The sequence below is a fragment of the Thermocrinis minervae genome (assembly GCF_900142435.1).
Taxonomy (GTDB): domain Bacteria; phylum Aquificota; class Aquificia; order Aquificales; family Aquificaceae; genus Thermocrinis_A; species Thermocrinis_A minervae.
This window is the reverse complement of record NZ_LT670846.1, coordinates 1038337-1056700: the sequence shown is the minus strand read 5'-3', so window position 1 is coordinate 1056700 and position 18364 is coordinate 1038337. Positions and strand designations below refer to the sequence as shown.

At 41.6% G+C, this 18364-nt stretch carries 22 protein-coding genes and 1 tRNA gene; 10 read left to right on the top strand and 13 right to left on the bottom strand.

The features are described from left to right. Position 1 precedes the first annotated feature (1 nt). The 8 genes from B5444_RS05825 to B5444_RS05790 all read left to right on the top strand — a co-directional run bounded on the left by B5444_RS05825 (position 2) and on the right by B5444_RS05790 (position 4065). Positions 2–277, top strand: coding sequence for a hypothetical protein (locus B5444_RS05825; RefSeq protein WP_079654283.1), 276 nt, complete (start codon positions 2–4; stop codon positions 275–277). Continuing rightward, on the top strand, positions 277–1137 hold the full coding sequence (locus B5444_RS05820) for an AEC family transporter (protein WP_079654282.1): 861 nt from the start codon (positions 277–279) through the stop codon (positions 1135–1137). The genes B5444_RS05825 and B5444_RS05820 overlap by 1 nt, the downstream gene beginning before the upstream one ends. After that, the gene (locus B5444_RS05815; protein ID WP_079654281.1) at positions 1134–1574 is read left to right on the top strand and encodes a hypothetical protein; all 441 of its coding nucleotides are present in this window, start codon (positions 1134–1136) and stop codon (positions 1572–1574) included. Before B5444_RS05820 ends, B5444_RS05815 begins: the two co-directional genes overlap by 4 nt. Before the next feature lie 23 nt (positions 1575–1597). Beyond that, positions 1598–1670, top strand: a tRNA-Asn gene (locus B5444_RS05810). A 15-nt stretch (positions 1671–1685) separates the two neighbouring features. Next, the gene (minC, locus tag B5444_RS05805) at positions 1686–2249 is read left to right on the top strand and encodes a septum site-determining protein MinC (protein ID WP_079654280.1); all 564 of its coding nucleotides are present in this window, start codon (positions 1686–1688) and stop codon (positions 2247–2249) included. Between the two features lie 2 nt (positions 2250–2251). Continuing rightward, positions 2252–3040, top strand: coding sequence for a septum site-determining protein MinD (minD, locus tag B5444_RS05800; protein ID WP_079654279.1), 789 nt, complete (start codon positions 2252–2254; stop codon positions 3038–3040). Positions 3041–3043: 3 nt separating this feature from the next. Next, on the top strand, positions 3044–3280 hold the full coding sequence (gene minE, locus B5444_RS05795; RefSeq protein WP_154021747.1) for a cell division topological specificity factor MinE: 237 nt from the start codon (positions 3044–3046) through the stop codon (positions 3278–3280). Then, on the top strand, positions 3277–4065 hold the full coding sequence (locus B5444_RS05790; protein ID WP_079654278.1) for an HAD-IIA family hydrolase: 789 nt from the start codon (positions 3277–3279) through the stop codon (positions 4063–4065). The genes minE and B5444_RS05790 overlap by 4 nt, the downstream gene beginning before the upstream one ends. Here B5444_RS05790 and B5444_RS05785 read toward each other — a convergent pair. Together B5444_RS05785 and B5444_RS05780 are read right to left on the bottom strand one after the other, a co-directional pair. Then, positions 4037–4900: a SurA N-terminal domain-containing protein gene (locus tag B5444_RS05785; RefSeq protein ID WP_079654277.1), complete on the bottom strand. Its 864-nt coding sequence runs from the start codon at positions 4898–4900 to the stop codon at positions 4037–4039. The two genes, B5444_RS05790 and B5444_RS05785, sit on opposite strands and share 29 nt — an antisense overlap. Then, positions 4843–5667, bottom strand: coding sequence for a peptidyl-prolyl cis-trans isomerase (locus B5444_RS05780; protein WP_079654276.1), 825 nt, complete (start codon positions 5665–5667; stop codon positions 4843–4845). Before B5444_RS05780 ends, B5444_RS05785 begins: the two co-directional genes overlap by 58 nt. Before the next feature lie 42 nt (positions 5668–5709). Here B5444_RS05780 and B5444_RS05775 point away from each other — a divergent pair, with 42 nt between their 5' ends. Then, positions 5710–6921 carry a bifunctional 3,4-dihydroxy-2-butanone-4-phosphate synthase/GTP cyclohydrolase II gene (locus B5444_RS05775; protein ID WP_079654275.1) on the top strand — a complete coding sequence of 404 codons (1212 nt, stop codon included), beginning with the start codon at positions 5710–5712 and terminating at the stop codon, positions 6919–6921. Here the strand turns inward: B5444_RS05775 and B5444_RS05770 are convergent. Then, positions 6913–7884: a sensor histidine kinase gene (locus B5444_RS05770; protein ID WP_079654274.1), complete on the bottom strand. Its 972-nt coding sequence runs from the start codon at positions 7882–7884 to the stop codon at positions 6913–6915. The genes B5444_RS05775 and B5444_RS05770 overlap by 9 nt on opposite strands. 18 nt (positions 7885–7902) lie before the next feature. Here B5444_RS05770 and queF point away from each other — a divergent pair, with 18 nt between their 5' ends. Further along, entirely contained in the window at positions 7903–8283 is a 381-nt protein-coding gene (gene queF, locus B5444_RS05765; protein WP_079654273.1) for a preQ(1) synthase, read from the top strand. Here the strand turns inward: queF and B5444_RS05760 are convergent. The 10 genes from B5444_RS05760 to B5444_RS05715 are packed head-to-tail and all read right to left on the bottom strand — an operon-like array spanning position 8258 to position 18356. After that, positions 8258–8524, bottom strand: coding sequence for an EscU/YscU/HrcU family type III secretion system export apparatus switch protein (locus tag B5444_RS05760; RefSeq protein WP_079654272.1), 267 nt, complete (start codon positions 8522–8524; stop codon positions 8258–8260). The two genes, queF and B5444_RS05760, sit on opposite strands and share 26 nt — an antisense overlap. Before the next feature lies 1 nt (position 8525). Beyond that, on the bottom strand, positions 8526–9869 hold the full coding sequence (locus tag B5444_RS05755; RefSeq protein WP_079654271.1) for a hypothetical protein: 1344 nt from the start codon (positions 9867–9869) through the stop codon (positions 8526–8528). Then, the gene (locus B5444_RS05750; protein ID WP_079654270.1) at positions 9850–11241 is read right to left on the bottom strand and encodes a deoxyribodipyrimidine photo-lyase; all 1392 of its coding nucleotides are present in this window, start codon (positions 11239–11241) and stop codon (positions 9850–9852) included. The genes B5444_RS05755 and B5444_RS05750 overlap by 20 nt, the downstream gene beginning before the upstream one ends. A gap of 5 nt (positions 11242–11246) precedes the next feature. Then, entirely contained in the window at positions 11247–12101 is an 855-nt protein-coding gene (locus tag B5444_RS05745; protein WP_079654269.1) for an ROK family protein, read from the bottom strand. Further along, positions 12085–12492, bottom strand: a complete 408-nt coding sequence (locus B5444_RS05740; protein ID WP_079654268.1) for a hypothetical protein — start codon at positions 12490–12492, stop codon at positions 12085–12087. Before B5444_RS05740 ends, B5444_RS05745 begins: the two co-directional genes overlap by 17 nt. Further along, positions 12483–13424 carry a magnesium/cobalt transporter CorA gene (gene corA / locus B5444_RS05735; protein ID WP_079654267.1) on the bottom strand — a complete coding sequence of 314 codons (942 nt, stop codon included), beginning with the start codon at positions 13422–13424 and terminating at the stop codon, positions 12483–12485. Before corA ends, B5444_RS05740 begins: the two co-directional genes overlap by 10 nt. 9 nt (positions 13425–13433) lie before the next feature. Beyond that, the gene (locus tag B5444_RS05730) at positions 13434–13874 is read right to left on the bottom strand and encodes a DUF1122 family protein (RefSeq protein ID WP_079654266.1); all 441 of its coding nucleotides are present in this window, start codon (positions 13872–13874) and stop codon (positions 13434–13436) included. A 7-nt stretch (positions 13875–13881) separates the two neighbouring features. Next, positions 13882–14163, bottom strand: coding sequence for a M48 metallopeptidase family protein (locus tag B5444_RS05725; RefSeq protein WP_079654265.1), 282 nt, complete (start codon positions 14161–14163; stop codon positions 13882–13884). Next, complete coding sequence (locus B5444_RS05720; RefSeq protein WP_079654264.1) at positions 14156–17035, bottom strand: type I restriction endonuclease subunit R; 2880 nt, start codon at positions 17033–17035, stop codon at positions 14156–14158. The genes B5444_RS05725 and B5444_RS05720 overlap by 8 nt, the downstream gene beginning before the upstream one ends. Then, positions 17028–18356, bottom strand: a complete 1329-nt coding sequence (locus B5444_RS05715; RefSeq protein ID WP_425477079.1) for a restriction endonuclease subunit S — start codon at positions 18354–18356, stop codon at positions 17028–17030. Before B5444_RS05715 ends, B5444_RS05720 begins: the two co-directional genes overlap by 8 nt. Positions 18357–18364 lie beyond the last annotated feature (8 nt).

Genomic DNA, 18364 nt, shown 5'->3' with positions numbered 1-18364 from the left:
CATGAAGGTGATAGCCAGGAGCGTAAAAATAGAGATAACGGGAGAGATAGACAGATGCCATACGGGGGAAGACTCTAAGTTCTACTGTCTTCCCGTGAAGATATACTTTGATAACGGCCAGGTGGTAGATTACCTTCTTAAGGCTCATGGTGAACCAAAGACGCTCAAGGATTTCATAGAGAACAAAAAGGGCTTAAAGGACAGAATGGAGAAGAACTTCGGACTTACGGAGGATGGTAGGGTAGTTTACGTAGGTTACCTTTCAGAAACTAACTAATGTTAAAAGTCCTGTTTGTTGTAGGTCTTGCTTACCTTCTCAAAAGGTTGAGACTTTTTAAGGAAGAGGATTCAAAGGTACTCATAAGCTATGTGATCAACTTTTCCCTCCCTTTCCTTGCCTTCAGGGCTTCACACCAGCTAGGCCTAAACAGAGAGGTCCTTACTCTTTCTATACTTGCCTGGATGGTCATAATCTCTTGCCTTCTGCTTAGCTATACACTGGCCAAGTGGATGAAGTTTGAGGAAAGAACCCTCAGGTCCTTCGTGCTTGCTTCTTCTTTTGGAAACACAGCCTTCTTGGGGTATCCTACTGCTGAGAGCCTTTTAGGTCAAAAAGGGCTGAGCTATGCAGTGGTTTACGACAGCCTAGGTTCTTTTGTCCTTGTCTCCACCCTAGGTTTTCTCATAGCCAGTGGCAGGTGGGACCCTATGAACCTCCTAAGGTTTCCACCCTTTTTAGGGCTAGTCCTTGGCTTCCTAAGTAGTCCTTTCGCTCTTCCTAAATTCCTGGCGGATATGGTTAGCTTTGTGGCGGATTCTACCTTGGTGGTTGTACTCTTCTCCATAGGTCTTATGTTGTCCTTTTCACAGGTAAGAAACAACCTAAAGTATACCTTTTTAGCTCTGTCCATAAAGATGATCTTTTCCTCATTCGTCGCCATCCTTTTAGGAAAGCTTATGGGTATTCAGGATATAGCTTACAAGGTCGCCGTGTTAGAATCCGCTATGCCTACTATGATAACGGCAAGTGTGCTTGCCATGATGTTTGATCTAAACTACCATCTTGCTTTTGCCAGTGCAACCTTAGGAATTATCTTTTACTTTATCTTAATACCTCTGCTGGTAAAAGTTCTATGAGTTACCTGACGGCCAAATACTTACACCTGCTGGGTGTCTTTATCTGGACCTCCGCCTCTTCTTCACTGGGCCTCTTTATGCTCTACTCTATGCGTAAGAGCACTGGCTGCAACCAACATCTTCTTAGAAGCTTCTACAGGTGGATGACAAACATAGAAATAGCGGGCTTTCTTCTGGCCGTATGCATGGGGCTTTACATGCTTCACCTTATGGGCTACCACTTTGACGTGCGCTGGCTAAACCTAAAGCTTCCCATAGTCTTTTGCCTCTTTCTTCCTCTTGAGGTGATAAACTTCTACTTTGTGAACTTTTACATACCGAGGAGTGTGGATAAGATGAAGGCTTACGAACGTTATGATCTTTTTAATTACATCGTGGCCATACCACTTATAGTTGGCTTCTTGCTTGTAGTGTACCTGGCGGTTGTAAAGCCTTGAGGTATGGTATAATATAAATACCATCCGGGGTAGCTCAACGGGCAGAGCGGGTGGCTGTTAACCACCAGGTTGGGGGTTCGAGTCCCTCCCCCGGAGCTTGAAAAGAGAAAGATGATAGAGATAAAAGGCCTAACCCTTCCGGTTGTCGTAGTAAGAATAAAGAGTCAAAGTGACAAACAGCAGCTGGAAAAAGAGATAGAAAGGATCCTAAGTTCTAAGCTCTTTGAAGGGAGCTACTTCCTCATAGAGGATGAAGAAGGTCTAGACCCAGAGCTCAAAAGAAGGGTAGAAGAAAGGCTGCAGAGTAAAAAGGTAAGGAGCATAAAAGAGCTAAAAGAGAGGGATTCAGCCGGTAGGCTCCTTATCGTACACAGACATATAAGGTCGGGGCAGAGGGTAGAGCACAACGGAGATGTACTTATTCTGGGTGATGTAAACAGGGATGCTGAGGTGGTGGCTACGGGTAACATAATAGTCATAGGTAGGTTAAGTGGCATAGCTTTTGCTGGAGCCCTCGGGGACGAGAGTGCTGTGATAGTTGCTACACGCATGGAGCCCCAGAGCTTAAGGATTGGTAGGAAGGTGGCCATAGTAGGGGATGAAGAAAGACAATCTCCTGGCTATCCAGAAATGGCAAGAGTGGAGGATGGTATCATAGTCTTAGAGAGGGTTTAACGATGACAAGGGTAGTAGTCGTAACTTCGGGGAAAGGTGGTGTAGGGAAAACAACTGTAACCGCGAACTTAGGCATTGCTCTTGCAAAACTGGGGAAGAAAGTCCTAGCCATAGATGCAGACATAGGTCTTAGAAACCTTGACATGATCTTGGGTCTTGAAAACCGTATAGTATTTGACGTTTTGGATGTGTTGGAGGGAAGAACAGAGCTTAAAAAGGCCCTTGTAAGGGATAAAAGAGGTCTTTCCCTCTGGCTCCTTCCGGCAAACCAGACGAAAAACAAGGACGCTGTAGACAGAGATAAATGGATAAGCATGGTGGAAGACATAAAACAGAAGGGAGAATTTGACTACGTGTTCATAGACTCACCGGCTGGTATAGAGCTCGGCTTCCAGATAGCTGCAAGTCCTGCAGATGTGGCCTTGGTAGTGGTAAACCCAGAGGTGTCTTCCGTGAGAGATGCAGACAGAGTAATAGGCCTTCTTGAAAACATGGAAAAGAAAGAGTGTTATCTTGTCATAAACCGTGTAAGATGGGATGCTGTAAAAAAGGGTCAGATGCTGAGCGTGGAAGATATAGTTGACATTCTTAAGGTAGAGCCTATAGGTGTACTTCCAGAGGAACCCAAGCTTGTTGACTTCACCAACAGAGGAGAGCCTATAGTTTTACAAGAGAGCTATGATGTCTCGAAGGCTTTGATGGACATGGCGAAAAGACTCCTCGGCGAAGATGTGCCTATGGTTTACTATGGTCAAAAGAAAGGTCTTCTAGATAGGTTGCTTGGGAGGTAGTCCGTGTTTGGTTTTTTCAGAAACAGGAATAGCAAAGATGTAGCCAAGAAGAGGCTTACCATGGTCCTAGCCTACGAGAGGAAGGGTCTGCCTCCCAACTTCGCCGAGCTCATAAAGAACGACCTTATACACTTATTCTCCAAGTACCCACAGTTTAACAGCCAAGGTATAGAAGTAGAGATAAAGAAAGGAGAGGGCGGATTTGAAGAGCTTTGGATAGGCATACCCTTTAAAGAATGAGGGTGTTTCTGCTTGTTGACCTAGACGGCGTTTTAGTAAAGGATAAAAAGCTAAATCCCTTTGAGGATGCTCCAGATTTTCTAAACTTTTTAAGAAAAAAAGGTTTACCCTTTAGGATACTCTCCAACAACTCCACACGCTCTCCAAGAGCTTTGGTGGACGAACTGAAGAACAAGGGTCTGGACATATCCTACGAGGAGTTTCTCTCTCCCATAGCTGTTCTTCCCGAACATTTAAGAAAGCTAGGAGCTAAAAGGATCTTTCTGATGGGCTCTAAGCAGGTTAGGGACTATCTATCTGAGGTGGGTTTTGAGGTGCTGGATGACTACAAGGTGGATGCTGTGGTAATAGCTCAGGATAGGGAAATAGACTTTAGGAAGATAAAGATGGCCACATCTGCCATCTTTCTATCTGGAGCAAAACTAGTCCCTGTAAACCAGAGTAGGATAGTAAAGGATGACGATGGCCTTTACTTCCCAGGGTCTGGTTCTGTAGCTCAGATGTTGGCACATGCATGTAACTACAAGGAAGCTATTCCAAACCTAGGCAAGCCTTCCAAAGAGTTTATAGACCTTGCCTTGGGGGGTACAAAGCCCGAAGAGGTGTGGCTAATAAGTGATGACGTTTACACAGATCTCATGGGAGCAAAAAGCTTGGGGCTCAAAACTGTCTTCTTGACTACTGGTAAGTACTCAAGGGATGAGCTAGAAAAGGCAAACTTCACACCTGATTATACCTTTGACAGTCTCACAGATCTTATGAAAGTCCTGGATCAACTATTTTGATTATACTCTTCTTCTTTAAATCTCTGAGGATGTTTTCCTGCTCTTGTGATAGCTTCCTTTGAAGTATCTCCTGTTTTAGCGTCTGGTCATCCGCTGTGTCGTACACTTCCTTCTGCTGGAGTACTTTTGCTATGTACACGTTTTGGGCATCTTCTGCGACCACCATACTGCCTACTGAAGCCTTCCAAACTTCTCTATCAAGGGGCTCAACGAGGTCTCCCTTCTGTACGTCAATGACTTCTGGTTTTACTCCCAATTCCTTGGCGAGGGATTCTAGATCAACAGTCTTTTCCATGGACTTAAGGAGTTTCTCCCTATCTTTCTTGTCTACAACTAAAAGCTCTATCCTGCGTAGTACCTTAACCTTACCCTTCTTTAGCCTCTCTAGCTCAAGGTCTACGTCTGAGACCTTTATCTGGTTCATCAGGTACTCCCTGAAGGCTGCAGTAGCCAGTATCTGCTTCCCTAGAAAGTCTGCAAGTTCCTTAAGTGTGAAACCATCCTTGGATAGTTCTTTTGCTAACGTTTCAACATCCATGTTGTTACTCTTGGCCATATTCTTCATAGCTTCCTCAAGGTAACTTTCAGGTACGGAAAAACCTTTTGAAGCCATGTACTGGTATAAGAGATAGGTGTCTATAAGCCTGTTTAGTATCTCTTTCCTATCATTAGTGTTGTAGAATAGAGCGCCTAACTTTAGATCCTTTTCTGTTATAGGTTGTCCGTTGACCGACGCCACAACCTTGTCTACAAGAACGGCCGGAAGAGAAAAACCAATCAGAAGGAGCCAGAGTAAAACTCCAAGGGATACTTCTTTAACACCTCTGAAAACCATTGTCTAAAGACCTCCTGTCTTCTTTCCTTCAAGAGCCTTTCCCTGACTATAGGCTTTGCTGCCTCTAGTGGAAGGATGCCTGCTCCTCTAACATCCACTATCTTAAGTATAAGGTAAGAGCCTTCCACGTCTATGGGTTTAGAGACGGAACCTTTCTGATAAGGGTAGAGCTGTCTTTTGACTATCTCGGGCAGTGCTTGTATGGAGTACCACATGGGTGGACCTTCCTTTACCCCTGGTAGGTTCGCTTCCATGGAATGGCTTAGCCTGTAGTAGAGCTCGTTTGCAGTGTCAAGGTCCTGCGTTGTGTACCTCTTTAACAGCACCTGTGCTGGTAGTTTAAAGTCTCTAAGGTTCAAATAATAGTAAGCTACTATTTGGTTTTCTGTAACGTTCAGGTTTTTGGAAATCCTATCCACTATCTTGTTTACTAAGATCTCTACCTTTACTAGATTCTTCACAACTGGACTTAGCCTTTCACTGCCTATATTCTTACGAATGTATTCCTCAAGTTCACTGTTGGAAACACTTATGCCCATATTCTGAGCTTCTCTTTGCACTATTTTAGCCCTTATGTATTCCATCAAAAAGTCTTTCATATCCTGTTTAGTCGCTCTGGCTATGGGCAAGTGTAGTATTTCTCTCCAGTAAGCTCTGAAAGCCTCTGATAGTTCTTCTGAAGTTATCACCTGATTTCCTACCTTTGCTACTATGCTAGCATGAACTAAAGATACAAACATCAAAAGCTGTAAGAAAAACCATAACATCACCCTTTATTATACCCAACAGTTGGTCTATATTTAACCACTATGGAAGAGATAAGGTTCAACACCATAGAGGAGGCCTTGGAGGATATAAGAGAAGGGAAGATGGTGATAGTAGTAGACGATCCAGACAGGGAAAACGAGGGTGATCTTGTAATGGCTGCCGAAAAGGTAACTCCGGAAGCCATCAACTTCATGACCAAGTACGGAAGGGGTCTTGTCTGCCTTGCTCTGACACCAGAAAGATGTGAAGAGCTTGACCTTCACCCAATGACACACCGTAATACGGATCCAAAGGGAACCTATTTCTGCGTCTCCATAGACGCACATCCACGTTTTGGGACTACTACAGGCATATCGGCTTACGACAGAGCCACAACTATAAAACTGGCAATCAGTCCGGAGGCAAAGCCTTCTGATTTTGTGAGACCGGGACACGTGTTTCCCTTAAGGGCAAGACCCGGTGGTGTTTTGGAGAGGGCTGGTCATACTGAAGCTGCAGTGGACCTTGCAAGGTTAGCAGGTCTATATCCAGCCGGCGTTATATGTGAAATAATGAAGGATGATGGGACCATGGCTAGGGTCCCAGACCTTATAGAGTTTGCAAAACGATTTAACCTGAAGATAATAACCATAGCAGATCTTATAAAGTACAGGCTAAGAAGGGAAAGGTTAGTAGTAAGGGAAGCCTCCGCTAACTTACCCACCAGGTATGGCTTTTTCAAGATACACGCTTACAGGCATGTGCTCACTGGTGAAGAGCAAGTAGCTCTTACTATGGGAGAATGGAAGGAGGATGAGCCTGTTCTCGTCAGGGTACACTCGGAGTGTCTCACTGGAGACGTTTTCAAGTCCCTGAGGTGTGATTGTAGATCTCAGCTGGAAGCTGCTATGCAGAGGATAGCTCAAGAAGGAAAGGGTGTTTTGGTTTACATACTTGGACACGAGGGTAGAGGTATAGGTATAGTCAACAAGGTAAAAGCTTACAGCTTACAGGATCAAGGGTACGACACTGTAGAGGCTAATGAAAAGGTGGGCTATCCTGCAGACTTGCGGGATTATGGTATAGGTGCACAGATACTTTTGGACCTGGGAGTGAGGAAGATGAGGCTCCTTACCAACAATCCAAGGAAGATAGTAGCTCTCGAAGGTTATGGGCTTGAGGTAGTGGAGAGGGTACCACTTACCATAGAACCGTGCGAATTCAACCAAAAGTATCTGGAAACTAAGAAGCACAAGCTTGGACATTTACTCTGACAGGATGGGTAAGTAGACTCTGAATAAGCTTCCTTCACCTTCCTTGCTCTCCACCTCTACCTTACCACCATGTAATAAAGCTATGTGTTTTACTATGGACAGGCCAAGGCCTGTACCACCAAGGTCTCTTGAACGTGAAGGGTCAGCCCTGTAAAAGCGTTCAAAGATGAAGGGTAGATGAACCCTAGGTATACCTATACCAGTATCCTTTACCTCTATCTTGTGCCACGTACCATCAGAGTAAGCCTTTACCTCTACTAGACCCTCCTCCTTGTTGTACTTTACCGCGTTGTCTACAAGGTTTTTAAGGAGTGTGAAGAGCTTTTTCCTGTCGGCAACCAAAGTGTAGTTTTCTTGGACTGAGTTTATCAGCTTTACTGGAAAGTCTGTGTACATGTCAAATATCTCTTCCACAAGCTGCCTAAGGTCTATACTTTCTAGAATGAGCTTCTCCTCCCTTGATTCTAACCTTGCTAAGATGAGCAAGTCTTCCACGAGGTTTTGCATGGCCTTAGCCCGCCTTATGGCCTTCTCTATCAGAGCCTTCTTCTCTTGAGAGTTTTCTTCCTCGTAGAGGGTTTCAAGTATGCCAAGGATAACGGAAAGGGGAGTTCTAAGCTCGTGGGAAGCGTTGGCCACAAACTCCCTTTTTGACTTCTCGTAAGCTACGTAGCGTGTTATGTCTTCTATCCTTATCCAAAACCCCTGGACTGAAGGAAAGGCTTTAATCCTGTACGTCTTTTCTCCTAGCACTATCTCCGTTTCTGACTTTTTCTTGGTTTGTATAAGTTCAGAGAGCAGAGATACTAGCGTGAGGTTGTTTATGGCCTCGTAGTAGAATTTGCCAATAGGATTATCTCTGAGGATTCCAAGCTTTGAGGCATATCTGTTTACGTAAGCTACCCTTCCGTTGTGTTCTAAAAGGATGTAGCCTTCTTCTAGGTATTCCAGAAGATCAAGCATGAAGTAAAATTTAAGTTTATGGAAAAGAAGTACGGCGAGCTAGCCATAGAACAGGCGCAGTTGGAACCGTGGGAAAATCCTACTCCAGAGAGGGACTATCTGATAGAGATAACCTTTCCTGAGTTTTCGTGTTTGTGCCCTAGGTCTGGCTATCCAGACTATGCCACCATCAAGATAAGGTACATACCAGACAAGTACATAGTGGAACTAAAGTCTCTAAAGCTCTGGCTTAACAAGTTCAGAAATAGGTACATATCCCATGAACAGGCCACTAACGAGATATACACTGCCCTTTATGAGCTACTAAAGCCTAGATTTCTTGAGGTTATAGGTGACTTTAATCCAAGGGGAAACGTACACACGGTAATAAGGGTCAGGAGCGACGGGAAGTACGTATAGCCTCCACAAAGACGAGTATCTTTGCCACCGCCCTGTAAAGCTGTGGTGGTATCTCTTCGTAGATGTCTACTTTAATCAACGCCGATGCCAAAGCCACATCCTCCACAACGGGTACGTTGTGCTCCTTTGCTAGTTCTATGATCCTTTCTGCCAGCTCTCCATAACCTTTTGCAACTACTACAGGAGCATTATCCTTTCCGGGTATGTACCTTAAAGCTATAGCTTTCTTCCTTTCGTCCATCTTAGACCACCCTGTAAAAATTGGAAACGTTCATCTCTTGTATAAAGCTCTCCATGGTAGCCCTCTTATCCTGGAGTATTACGTCAAAGGATCCTAATTCTAAACCTTCCTCTTTCAAGTATGCCTCCAGGATGGTTCTACCTTCTGTTATCCTTTGGTGTATGTCCTGACTATCGGTAAAGAAACGTAAGCTTAGCTTTTTTACTTCCTTACTCTTAGGTGCAACAAGCAGAGCGCTTATGTAGTAGTCCTCATAATTCAAGTGTATAAAAACTCTGTAGCTGTCTGATGGATAATACATCAAACCACCCCTGCCATCCCTATACCTGACGGGAAGGTATAGCCTGTCCCTAAAGGCCATGGTATACTGCAGATGATTTATAAGGTAAAGCTTTTGCATAAGCTCCTGCGCTTTTTGTTCCTTGTCTAACATGGAAGCAAACTTTTGAAGCTCCTCTATACCCTTCTCAACCTTTATAGGATCTCCTTCTTTTAGCCCTTCATAAATAAGGGAACCTTTGAGTTTTTCAAACGCTTGGATAAAGTTATCTCTGTATGGAAAATTAACATCTTCGTTAACTGCTTTATATAGTTCCAAAAGAACACGCGCCCTATCTTGTTTTTCTATGAGTGTAACCAGAGTACTTTGCTTGTTTTCAGAAAGATACTTTATCAATCTTGCAAATTCTTCATGAGATAGTCTTTCTAAGAGTAGGTAATCTAGGCTATCTTTCCACTCACGTATAGTTTTTAAAAGGTTTACGTATGTACTTAACTTGTCAAGTAAGCTGTAACCTTCAAAGTCTTTAAGTTCTGGAAACTGGTCTTGAATATCTTTAAGGAGTAGGTACTTTGCATCTTTGGCTAGCTCTTCTATAGAGATTTTCCCCTGAAGAAACTTAAGCAGTTTATTCTCGTAAAAAAGGCCAGAGTTCCTTACAAAGGATTCAAGGTCTAGGTTCAATTCAAACCCATCCTTACCTTCAAACATATCCACCAGGAGCTTTTCTTCGTTTACTGGGCTTTCTACGGCCACTAGTCTTAGAAGGTTTGGGCTTTCTGTCCTTTCTAAGTAGATGATTTGTCCTTCCTTTAAAGGGACTCCGCTTAAGTTTTCAACCTCTAAGGAAACACCCTTCTGAAGAAGTATTTGGGCTTTTGAGCCTTCTACGCTTAACACAAATCCCTTTGCAGTCTTAGAGTGTTCAAACAGTGAAGGGAGTACTTCTTCTACGCTTGAAAGGAGTTTTATCCGTAGTGATTCGGACAACCTCTCGGTAAGTATGGGCTGGAATTCTTCCGAGATTTTTTGTAGGTATACACCCTCAACCCGTCTTATCTCCATAAAGTTTAATATCGTCCGAAAGGAACTTTCTTATGTACTCTTCAACGTTAAATTTCTTCCTACATCCTTCATAGCTCATGTACCTTAGCTTTCCGATGATTTCTCTTTCCTTGAAAGGTCTGTCGTGTACACCCCCTATGCTCCACGCTATGCCTGTGTAACCATTAGGATCTCTCCCATCAAGCTCATACTTGTCGTTTAAATATATGGCTATCCTGAGAGCTTCCTCTGGGCTTTCGCTCCACTCTAATATCTTCTTTGCCCAGTACATCCTCAGGTAACCGTGCATTTTGCCGAACCTTACCATCTGCATCTGGCAGGCATTCCAGAGTTTGTCGTGGGTTTTGGCCTCTTCAAACTCTTCCAGAGAGTAAACATACTTCCTTATGTCCTTTCTGTGCTTGTTTAGACTTTCTTTTGCCCACTGGGGAAAGCCTTCAAAGCTGTCGTAGTTTTTGTTGTACAGACAGAAGTTGTCCGAAAGCTCCTTTCTTACTATTAGCTCTTCCAGGAAGCTTTCCTTTGCTTCTTGGCTTTTGTCCGACCTTAAGACTTCAAGAGCAACCCTCTGGGAGGATACCTGACCAAAGTGTAGATAAGGAGAGAGGTTTGATTGTACGTTGGCATTAGGATCGTTGCGCTTTAGGTGGTAGATTTCTAGCTTATTTTCTATAAACTCCTTTAAAACTCTTAGTCCTTCACTCGTGCCTGGTTTTATCCAATCTACCTCGCCCACTCTTCTGTCTACTTTCACAAAAGTGAGGGCGCTATCTGGTTCTATTTCTTGAGCTTTAACGATGCCAGAAAAGGGATGATGCTCCAGGTTAGGGAAGTCTACCAAGAACTTGTCAAGGTACTTCTTTACCTTCTTCCTGAAGGTAAAGGCAGAGGGTTCGCACCTGTCTGAAATATACCTGCATGGAATTATGTTGTGTGCATCCACCTCGTAGAAGGGTACCTTTACTCTCTCCTTCACCCTTTCCTTCCAGGCTAGTTTGATTCTTAGGGGATCGAAGTCTGTTACGAGTATGGCCACATGGTTCATCTCTACGAACTTGGGTATTTCCTCCTCTGGGTTCCCTACAAGCAGGTAAAAGCCTACGTTCTTTTCCTTTAGGGTATTCTTCACTTCCTTAAGGCCCTTCAGCATAAAGGCATACTGTCTTATGGTGGCTTCCAAGAACCTTTCAACCAGACAGAATACTACGACTAAAGGTCTCTTTAGCTCTAGGGCTAAGTCCTGTGCGTAGATGAGTGCCCAGTTGTCTACAGCTCTTTGGTCCCTACTCATCCAGTAGACAACGGGTCCACTTCCTACTGCTCCGTCCTTTATCTTGAACACCCTTTCCTTTTGAACCCTTGGTGTATTCATGTATCTTATGTTAAAGCTAGGGCTAAGGCTCCCCTGGCCATACAGTATTCGCCGCACGAAGAGAACTTAACCCTCAGACCTTCTGCGGGCAGCCTTTCTACCATGCTTATCAGCCTTTCTTCAAGGTCATGTAGGAACTCCTTCATGCCTTCTATAAGCCCACCGGCTAGCACCACAAGGTCTGGGTTTAGTATATGGACGGCGTTCATGAGCCCTACAAGCAGGTACTCTTTGAACACTTCTACGGCTGCTAAGGCTTCTTTCTCCCCCTCCTTGGCCAAGTTCACTATCTCGTAATCCTTTAGCTCCTTGCCGCTTAGTTCTCTGTAGATCCTCTCAAGTCCATAGGAAGAGCAATAAGCCTCAAGGCAGCCTTTTCTGCCGCAGCTGCATACCTTTCCACCTTTCTCCACTATGTGATGTCCCAGCTCTAGGGCGCTTCCCCTGGCACCCAAGAAAGGTCTTCCTTCTATTACCAGGCCAGCACCTAGCCCTGTACCCACGGCCACGAGCAAAAGGACCTTGCTGTTTCTTTCCTCAAAGAACCACTCACCGAAAGCTCCACAGCTCACATCGTTCATCACTACAGCTTCAAGGCCTTCGTGCTTTAAGAGATCTAAGAGCTTTACACCGTCCAAGGCTGGTATGTTGGGAGATCTGTAGATCACACCTTCGGTGGAAGTAAAGCCGGCTACGGATACACCTACCTTCTCTGGGTTTCCCTCCTTTATTATCTGAAGGATCCTTTTTAAGAAGGCTTCTCTGTCTTTTGAGAATTCTCTAACTGGAAACTTTTCCCTTCTTCCGTCTTCCCATAGGACTTTTACATAGCTCCCACCTACGTCAATCCCCTTTTTCATAGGTGACGTCCTCTATAGAAAAACCTTCCTCATCCTTATCCATCTTAACCTTAACCTTTAGATAGCTTCCCTCTTTGTAGTAGAAGAGTTGGGCAGTATAACCTTTTTCTGTTTTCTCTATTTTGTAATCCTTTAGCTTGTAGCCTTTGCCAGAGTTCTTAAAACACAGGGCTTTAAGATCTTCTTCAAGGTCTTTAAACTCTTCGTCTTTACAGTCTTGAAGGCCTGCCATGTAGTTACCCACATGGATGGCGTACTCAAGGGCTTTATATTCATCCTTTCTATCCTCGTACCATATGAGCAAGGCTGCAAAAAGGGGGTATAAAAGAACCAGAGCAAGGGCTGTGTACAGAAGAAGGTCTTCAGACCTCACTTTTAACCTCAGAGCCAACCCTTCCTCCTAGTCCAGTAGATCATCACGAAGGTAACTATGATCATGAGACTAAGGGCGTACACATACCCGTACTTCCAGTTTAGCTCTGGCATATGTTTGAAGTTCATCCCAAATATGCTAGCTATCAGCGTTGCTGGCAGGAACACTGTGGCTATGACTGTAAAAACCTTTACTGCTTCGTTCTGTTTCATGGAGATAAGGCCAAGGAGGGAACTCTGTATACTGTCTATCCTGTCCATGTAGAGGGTAGTGTAGTCGTGGAGGGTCATAAGGTCATCAAGGGCTATCTTTAACTCCCTTTTAGTCTGAGCGTTTATCTTTGGACTTTTGATCACATGAGTAAGCACTCTTATCTTCTCGTTTATGCTTTCCCTCAAGGTTATGTTAAGTTCATCGTAGTAAGATAGCTCTTTTATTATCTCTTCGGACTGTTCTGTGAAGACCTCTTTCCTTATGTTTTTTATCCGCTTTCCAAGTATCTCAAGCCTGTCGCCAATCCTGTCTACTTCTATGTTTACTATCTGTGAAAATATAGCATCAGGTGTTTGAAAATTATAGTTGCTGAGTTCAAGCCTTTTTTTGAATATCATCAAGCTGGGTATATCTCTGTAGCGAAGGCTTACCATATACCTTCCCTTTAGAAAGAAGAAAACGGGCTCCACGAGTATGTCATCTTTTTGCTGTATAACGAAGGAGAGGTTTATGTATAGAGCTTCACCCTCTTCCTTGTACTTGCTGCTTATCTCTATGTCTCCAAAGACTTCCCTCGATGGCATCTCAAAGCCTACGACGCTCTTCATCCAGTTTATCTCGTCCTCGGTGGGGTTTACTACGTCAAACCAGACTATCCTATCCTTGGGGATCTCTCCGAAAGCGTCTATGGAGACTTCTTTTATACCTTGTTGTGTGCTAGTGTACAGTATTATCACAAAAATATTTTACCTTTCTGCCTGCAGTTTGTAGCCTCCTTCCATCCACCCTTCAGGAAAGTACCAGTCTTTTAGGTACCTGTAGCCTTTTGAGAGGAGAAGACTCCCAAGCCTTGTTTGCTCAGGTGGAAGGGCCTTCCTTAGTTGCTGCATGGTTATGCTATCCTCGTAGTACTCTACAAAGAGCCTTCCAAAGTCCTTAGAAAGGATCGTGTAAAGTGTATCCTCAGCCTTACTTCCGAAAAAGGAAGGGTCTATGTGGAAAAGTTCCACCCATTCCTTCCAGTATGGTTTTCTCCCATAGAAGACTTTGGCATAGAGCACTCTTTTGTTGTTGATACAAAGGGTCCAGTTTTCCTCCTCTGCAAACCTACCAGGACTTCTAGTGGTGATCCTAAGTATCCCTTCCTCTAGTTTCACTCCCTCTAAAAGCTTCTTCAAGCTTTCCACGGGAGTATTATAAACTCCTGTCTAAAATCTTTGAAAGGTAAGCTTTCAAGACAAGTTTAAAAATCTTACCATGGTTGGGATATTTTAGATGAAGGAGTTCATGCAGAATAATTTCGTACCTTCTTTCTTTTGGTTCTTCTAAAATAGATTTATCAAAGGTAAGTCTGCCTTTGCTAGAGCAACTTGCGAGCTTTCTTTTCATGGTTCTTAGGTGAATTTCCTTTGGTTTGACACCAATCTCTTCGGCTAACATAAGAACTTCTTCTTTAAACTTTTCTACACTAATCATTTTTCGGTTTTTGCTTTATCTGTTTCAAGTTATTAATTATTTCTGAAACAATGTCCTTTATTTGTTGTTCATTGAGAGTTTTTATGTTAAATAAAACTTCATAAATTTCTCTCCTCAATTTTCTTTCCTGATCTTCACTTTTATCCCAGTAAGGGTATTTATCCATTATTCGTTTTATTTCACTGATTATATTCTCGGGTTCTCCTATATTTTTCTGTATTAATGTCTGGTGAATTACTTTCATTTGATTAACATCTTCATAGAGCTTTATTAGCTTTTCGAGAGATTCTTTTTGATTTCTCTCAAAGAGTTTAGCAATCTCATCTGCTCTTTCACTAATGCTAATTCTGATAGAAGAAGGCAAGTCTAACTTTTCTTGTTCAATCTGAGATTTAATCATATTAAAGATGTCTGCTATATCTTCTTCTGATGTTTGGCTTTCCTGTAATTTAGTCAAAGTTTTCCCATCTAATCTATAGATTTCATTGGTAGGATCAATTTTATCGGTGCTGGTATGTTTGCGAACTAGTTCTGCAGTTTTTCGAGCAAGTTCTTTATCTATCATAGTTTGTGATTCGTCTTTTTCTTTTAAAGTCCAGTATATTTTTGAAAGCGTATAGTAATCATCAATATAGTTTCCTAAGGACGGGTCAGGCGAAAGTATCTCGTACATGCTTTGCAGTTCCTTGAAGAACTGGTAATATTTATTACGCCTCTCTTCATCCCTAAAATACTCAACTGCGGCTTCAACGGCTTTATCTTTTGAATGTTCTTTTATTAAAGCTATATATTCATTTCTTGCTTGTTCCATCTTCTTTACAAACTCCTCCTTTAGGAGCTCAATGTCCTTCACCATACCCTCAATATCAGACGAGTCAAACAATAAAGCCTTTTCAAGGTTTTCAAAGATGCCCACAAAGTCTACAATAAGCCCACAAGGTTTCTTTATTCCATTTTTATCTTCGTAAGGTCTGTTAACTCTTGCTATCGCTTGTAATAAAACGTGGTCACGCATTGGTTTGTCAAGGTACATACAATAGAGTATGGGAGCATCAAAACCAGTCAATAGTTTGTCTGTAACGATTAAGATTTTTGGGTCTTTGTCAGGTTGTGTAAAGTTTTTTCTTATAATCTTTTCCTTTTCTTTTGAAAGGTGATATTTTTTTAATTCTGGAGGATCGTTATTGTTTTTGCTATAAACAACTTGTGAATACTCAGGCGGTAGATGCTTATCAAGCTCCTCTTTGTACAGAGCACAAGCTTCTCTATCAACTGCCACCAAAAACGCTTTGTATCCCATTGGTGCTACAAACTCTTTATAATGTTTGGCTACATATTCTGCAACTTTTTTAATTCTATCTTTATTCTTTAACATGTTTTTGAGTGTAACAGCTCTTTTAAGAATCTTGTTTAATGTTTCAATATCGCTTATTCCTTCTGCTTCTACTTGAGCTAAAAATTCTCTTTCTAGTATTTCTTTATCGACACGTAAATCGTTTTGTACGAGAGTGTAATGGAGTTGTACTGTGGTCCCATCCTTAATAGATTCGGCGATACTGTATTTATCAAGGTAACCTTTTGGCGGGTCATTAATTCCAAAAGTTATAAACGTACTGTTTCCATGACTTGTTTTATCGATGGGTGTTCCTGTAAATCCAATATAGGTAGCATTTGGTAAGGCACTCATTAGATGGTTGCCAAGCTTTCCAGATGTGGAACGATGGGCCTCATCAACAAGTACAAATATATTTTCCCGCTTATTAATACCTGGTGGCATATTGTCAAATTTATGGATCATCGTCACAATTAGACCTCTCCGGTCACTTTGAAGTAGTTCCTTGAGGTGCTTTTTACTTTCTGCGACTTCTACATTTTCAATTCCAACTGCCTTGATATTGTTGAATAATTGTGCTTCAAGTTCATTTCTATCTACTAGCATTATGACGGTAGGATTTTCAAAGGCTGGATCTTTGAGAATCTTTTGAGCTGCTACAATCATAGTGTAAGTTTTGCCAGAACCCTGAGTGTGCCATATGAGTCCTCTTCGTTTTTCTGGGTCCTTTGCCCTTTGAATTATTTTTTCAACTGCTCTGATTTGATGTGGTCTTAGGACAACTTTTTGTAATTCACCATCTTTTCTGGTGAAAAGAATATAATCCGTGATGAGTTTGATTATGTACTCTTTATTGAAGAATGTTTTTATTATCTGTTCAAAGTTAGGCTCAGCTGATGATTCTTCTAGCCTCCAGTCTGACAAGGATCTCGCTGATGTGTTCCAGGTTGCACCATAGCTGAATTTGACAAGATTGGATATTACATAAATCTGAGAAATTGCCAGAAGTTCAGGACATTCCTCGTGATATCTTCTAATCTGGTCCAATGCTTCGTTCATTCCTTCAATCACATAGGTAGCCTTTGTTTCAACTAAAACAATGGGTATGCCATTTATCAGGAAAACAATATCAGGACGGATAGTTTTCTTTCCGTTGTTAAATTCAAACTCATCAGTGACATGAAAAACGTTGTTGTGTATATTTTTGATATCAATAAGGCGAATATTTCTTTCTCTTCTTTCTTGTTTTATGTATTCATTTTTTAGACCTTTGAGATACTCCAATGCGGTAAGATTTCCTTCAATGTCGATACGTAGTCTTTCAAGTTTTTTGATCACTTCATAGGCTAAATCTTCAGTAAGGAAGGGATTTAATTCTAGGATTTTCTTTATAAAAATATCTTTAAATATTAGCTTAGTGTTGTCGCCTCGCAGTTTTAGAGCTTCTTCAGGAGGAACATACTGCCAGCCAATTTCTTTAGCGTATTCAATGATCGGTTCTTGAACTGAATGCCTTTCAGCCCCAAACCCTCTACTCATTGGAAACCCATTTTAAGTCTTTTACTCTAATTTTACCACTCATAAGGTTATGAAGCATAGATTTAAAAAGCTCCTGCAATGCCTTCTTTTTATTTTCTTCCGCCTGTATCTTTTCATCCACAGCCGATAAAATCTCTGCAATCTTTTGCTGAACGGGAAGCGGGGGGAGGGGGATGGGAATATTAGATAATCTAGCCAAATTTATACTACATTGATTAACATGTCTTCGGCAAATTATTTTATAGTATCCTTCATACCATTTCTTATGAAGGTATTTTGCAATAAAATATGCAGAAAGCCTTTCATCAATTACTCTTATGATTGTCATATGATTTGAAATAACAAATTTTTTATTATCATGATTAAAATATGCTGTTTTACCAACTAGTTCTTCGCTATTGGTATTATTAAAAATAATATCTCCTTTCTTTACTAAATAATTACTTATATCTTTATCAGTTTGGATATACTTCAGATTATTTAAATCTATATAACCCATCTCATTGATATTAAAGGGTCTCAATTGAGGTATTCCACTTCCTATATCATTCCATTTGCCACACGGAAAACCAAATTGAATCTTAAGCATATTTTTATTCTTTAAATCCCCCAATCTCACCACTTCCCAATCTTCTGGAATAGGTCCTATTTCTGTTTCTTTTAGTTTTACTTTTTCAATTTCATGGATGCTTACAGGTCCATAGGTAAAAAGATGTTTCATGAGGGATTTTTTAAGCTCTTTGGTTGCTTTTAGTACAGCATCGGTTTTTTCTATTGCTTCTTGAATAGTAGAAAGCACATAAGCAATATTCTTTTGCTCTTGAAGCGGGGGGAGGGGGATGAGGAGTGATAAAAACTCTCTAGTTTTTACCCTTTCTTTCCCACTAAATCCTTTAGCATGTGATTTAATTATATTCCATACATTAGGTTGTAATAGATATAATGAAAGGAAATTTATGTCAAGCCTTTCAGTTCTTGCTCTGAGTATGGGATGCTCACTTGTTACGACAGCACCATCTAAATGATTATTAATAACTCCATAAGCTCCTTTACGGATATTTATTTTCGAAAAGATAAAATCATCTTTTTTAACTATGAACATAATTTTAGTAGAAATTTGACTTCCCATTATTATATCTTTTATTGCAACACCTTTGCCATATAATTTTGTAAATATGCGTTTATAATATTTATTTTTTTCAATTATAATTTGTCTTTCTTTTAAAGGTACTTCATATACCACTTCCCCCAACTTCACCACTTCCCAATCCTCTGGAATAGGTCCTATCTCTGTCTGTTTAAACCCTTTGTTTTCGTTAATCTCCATCA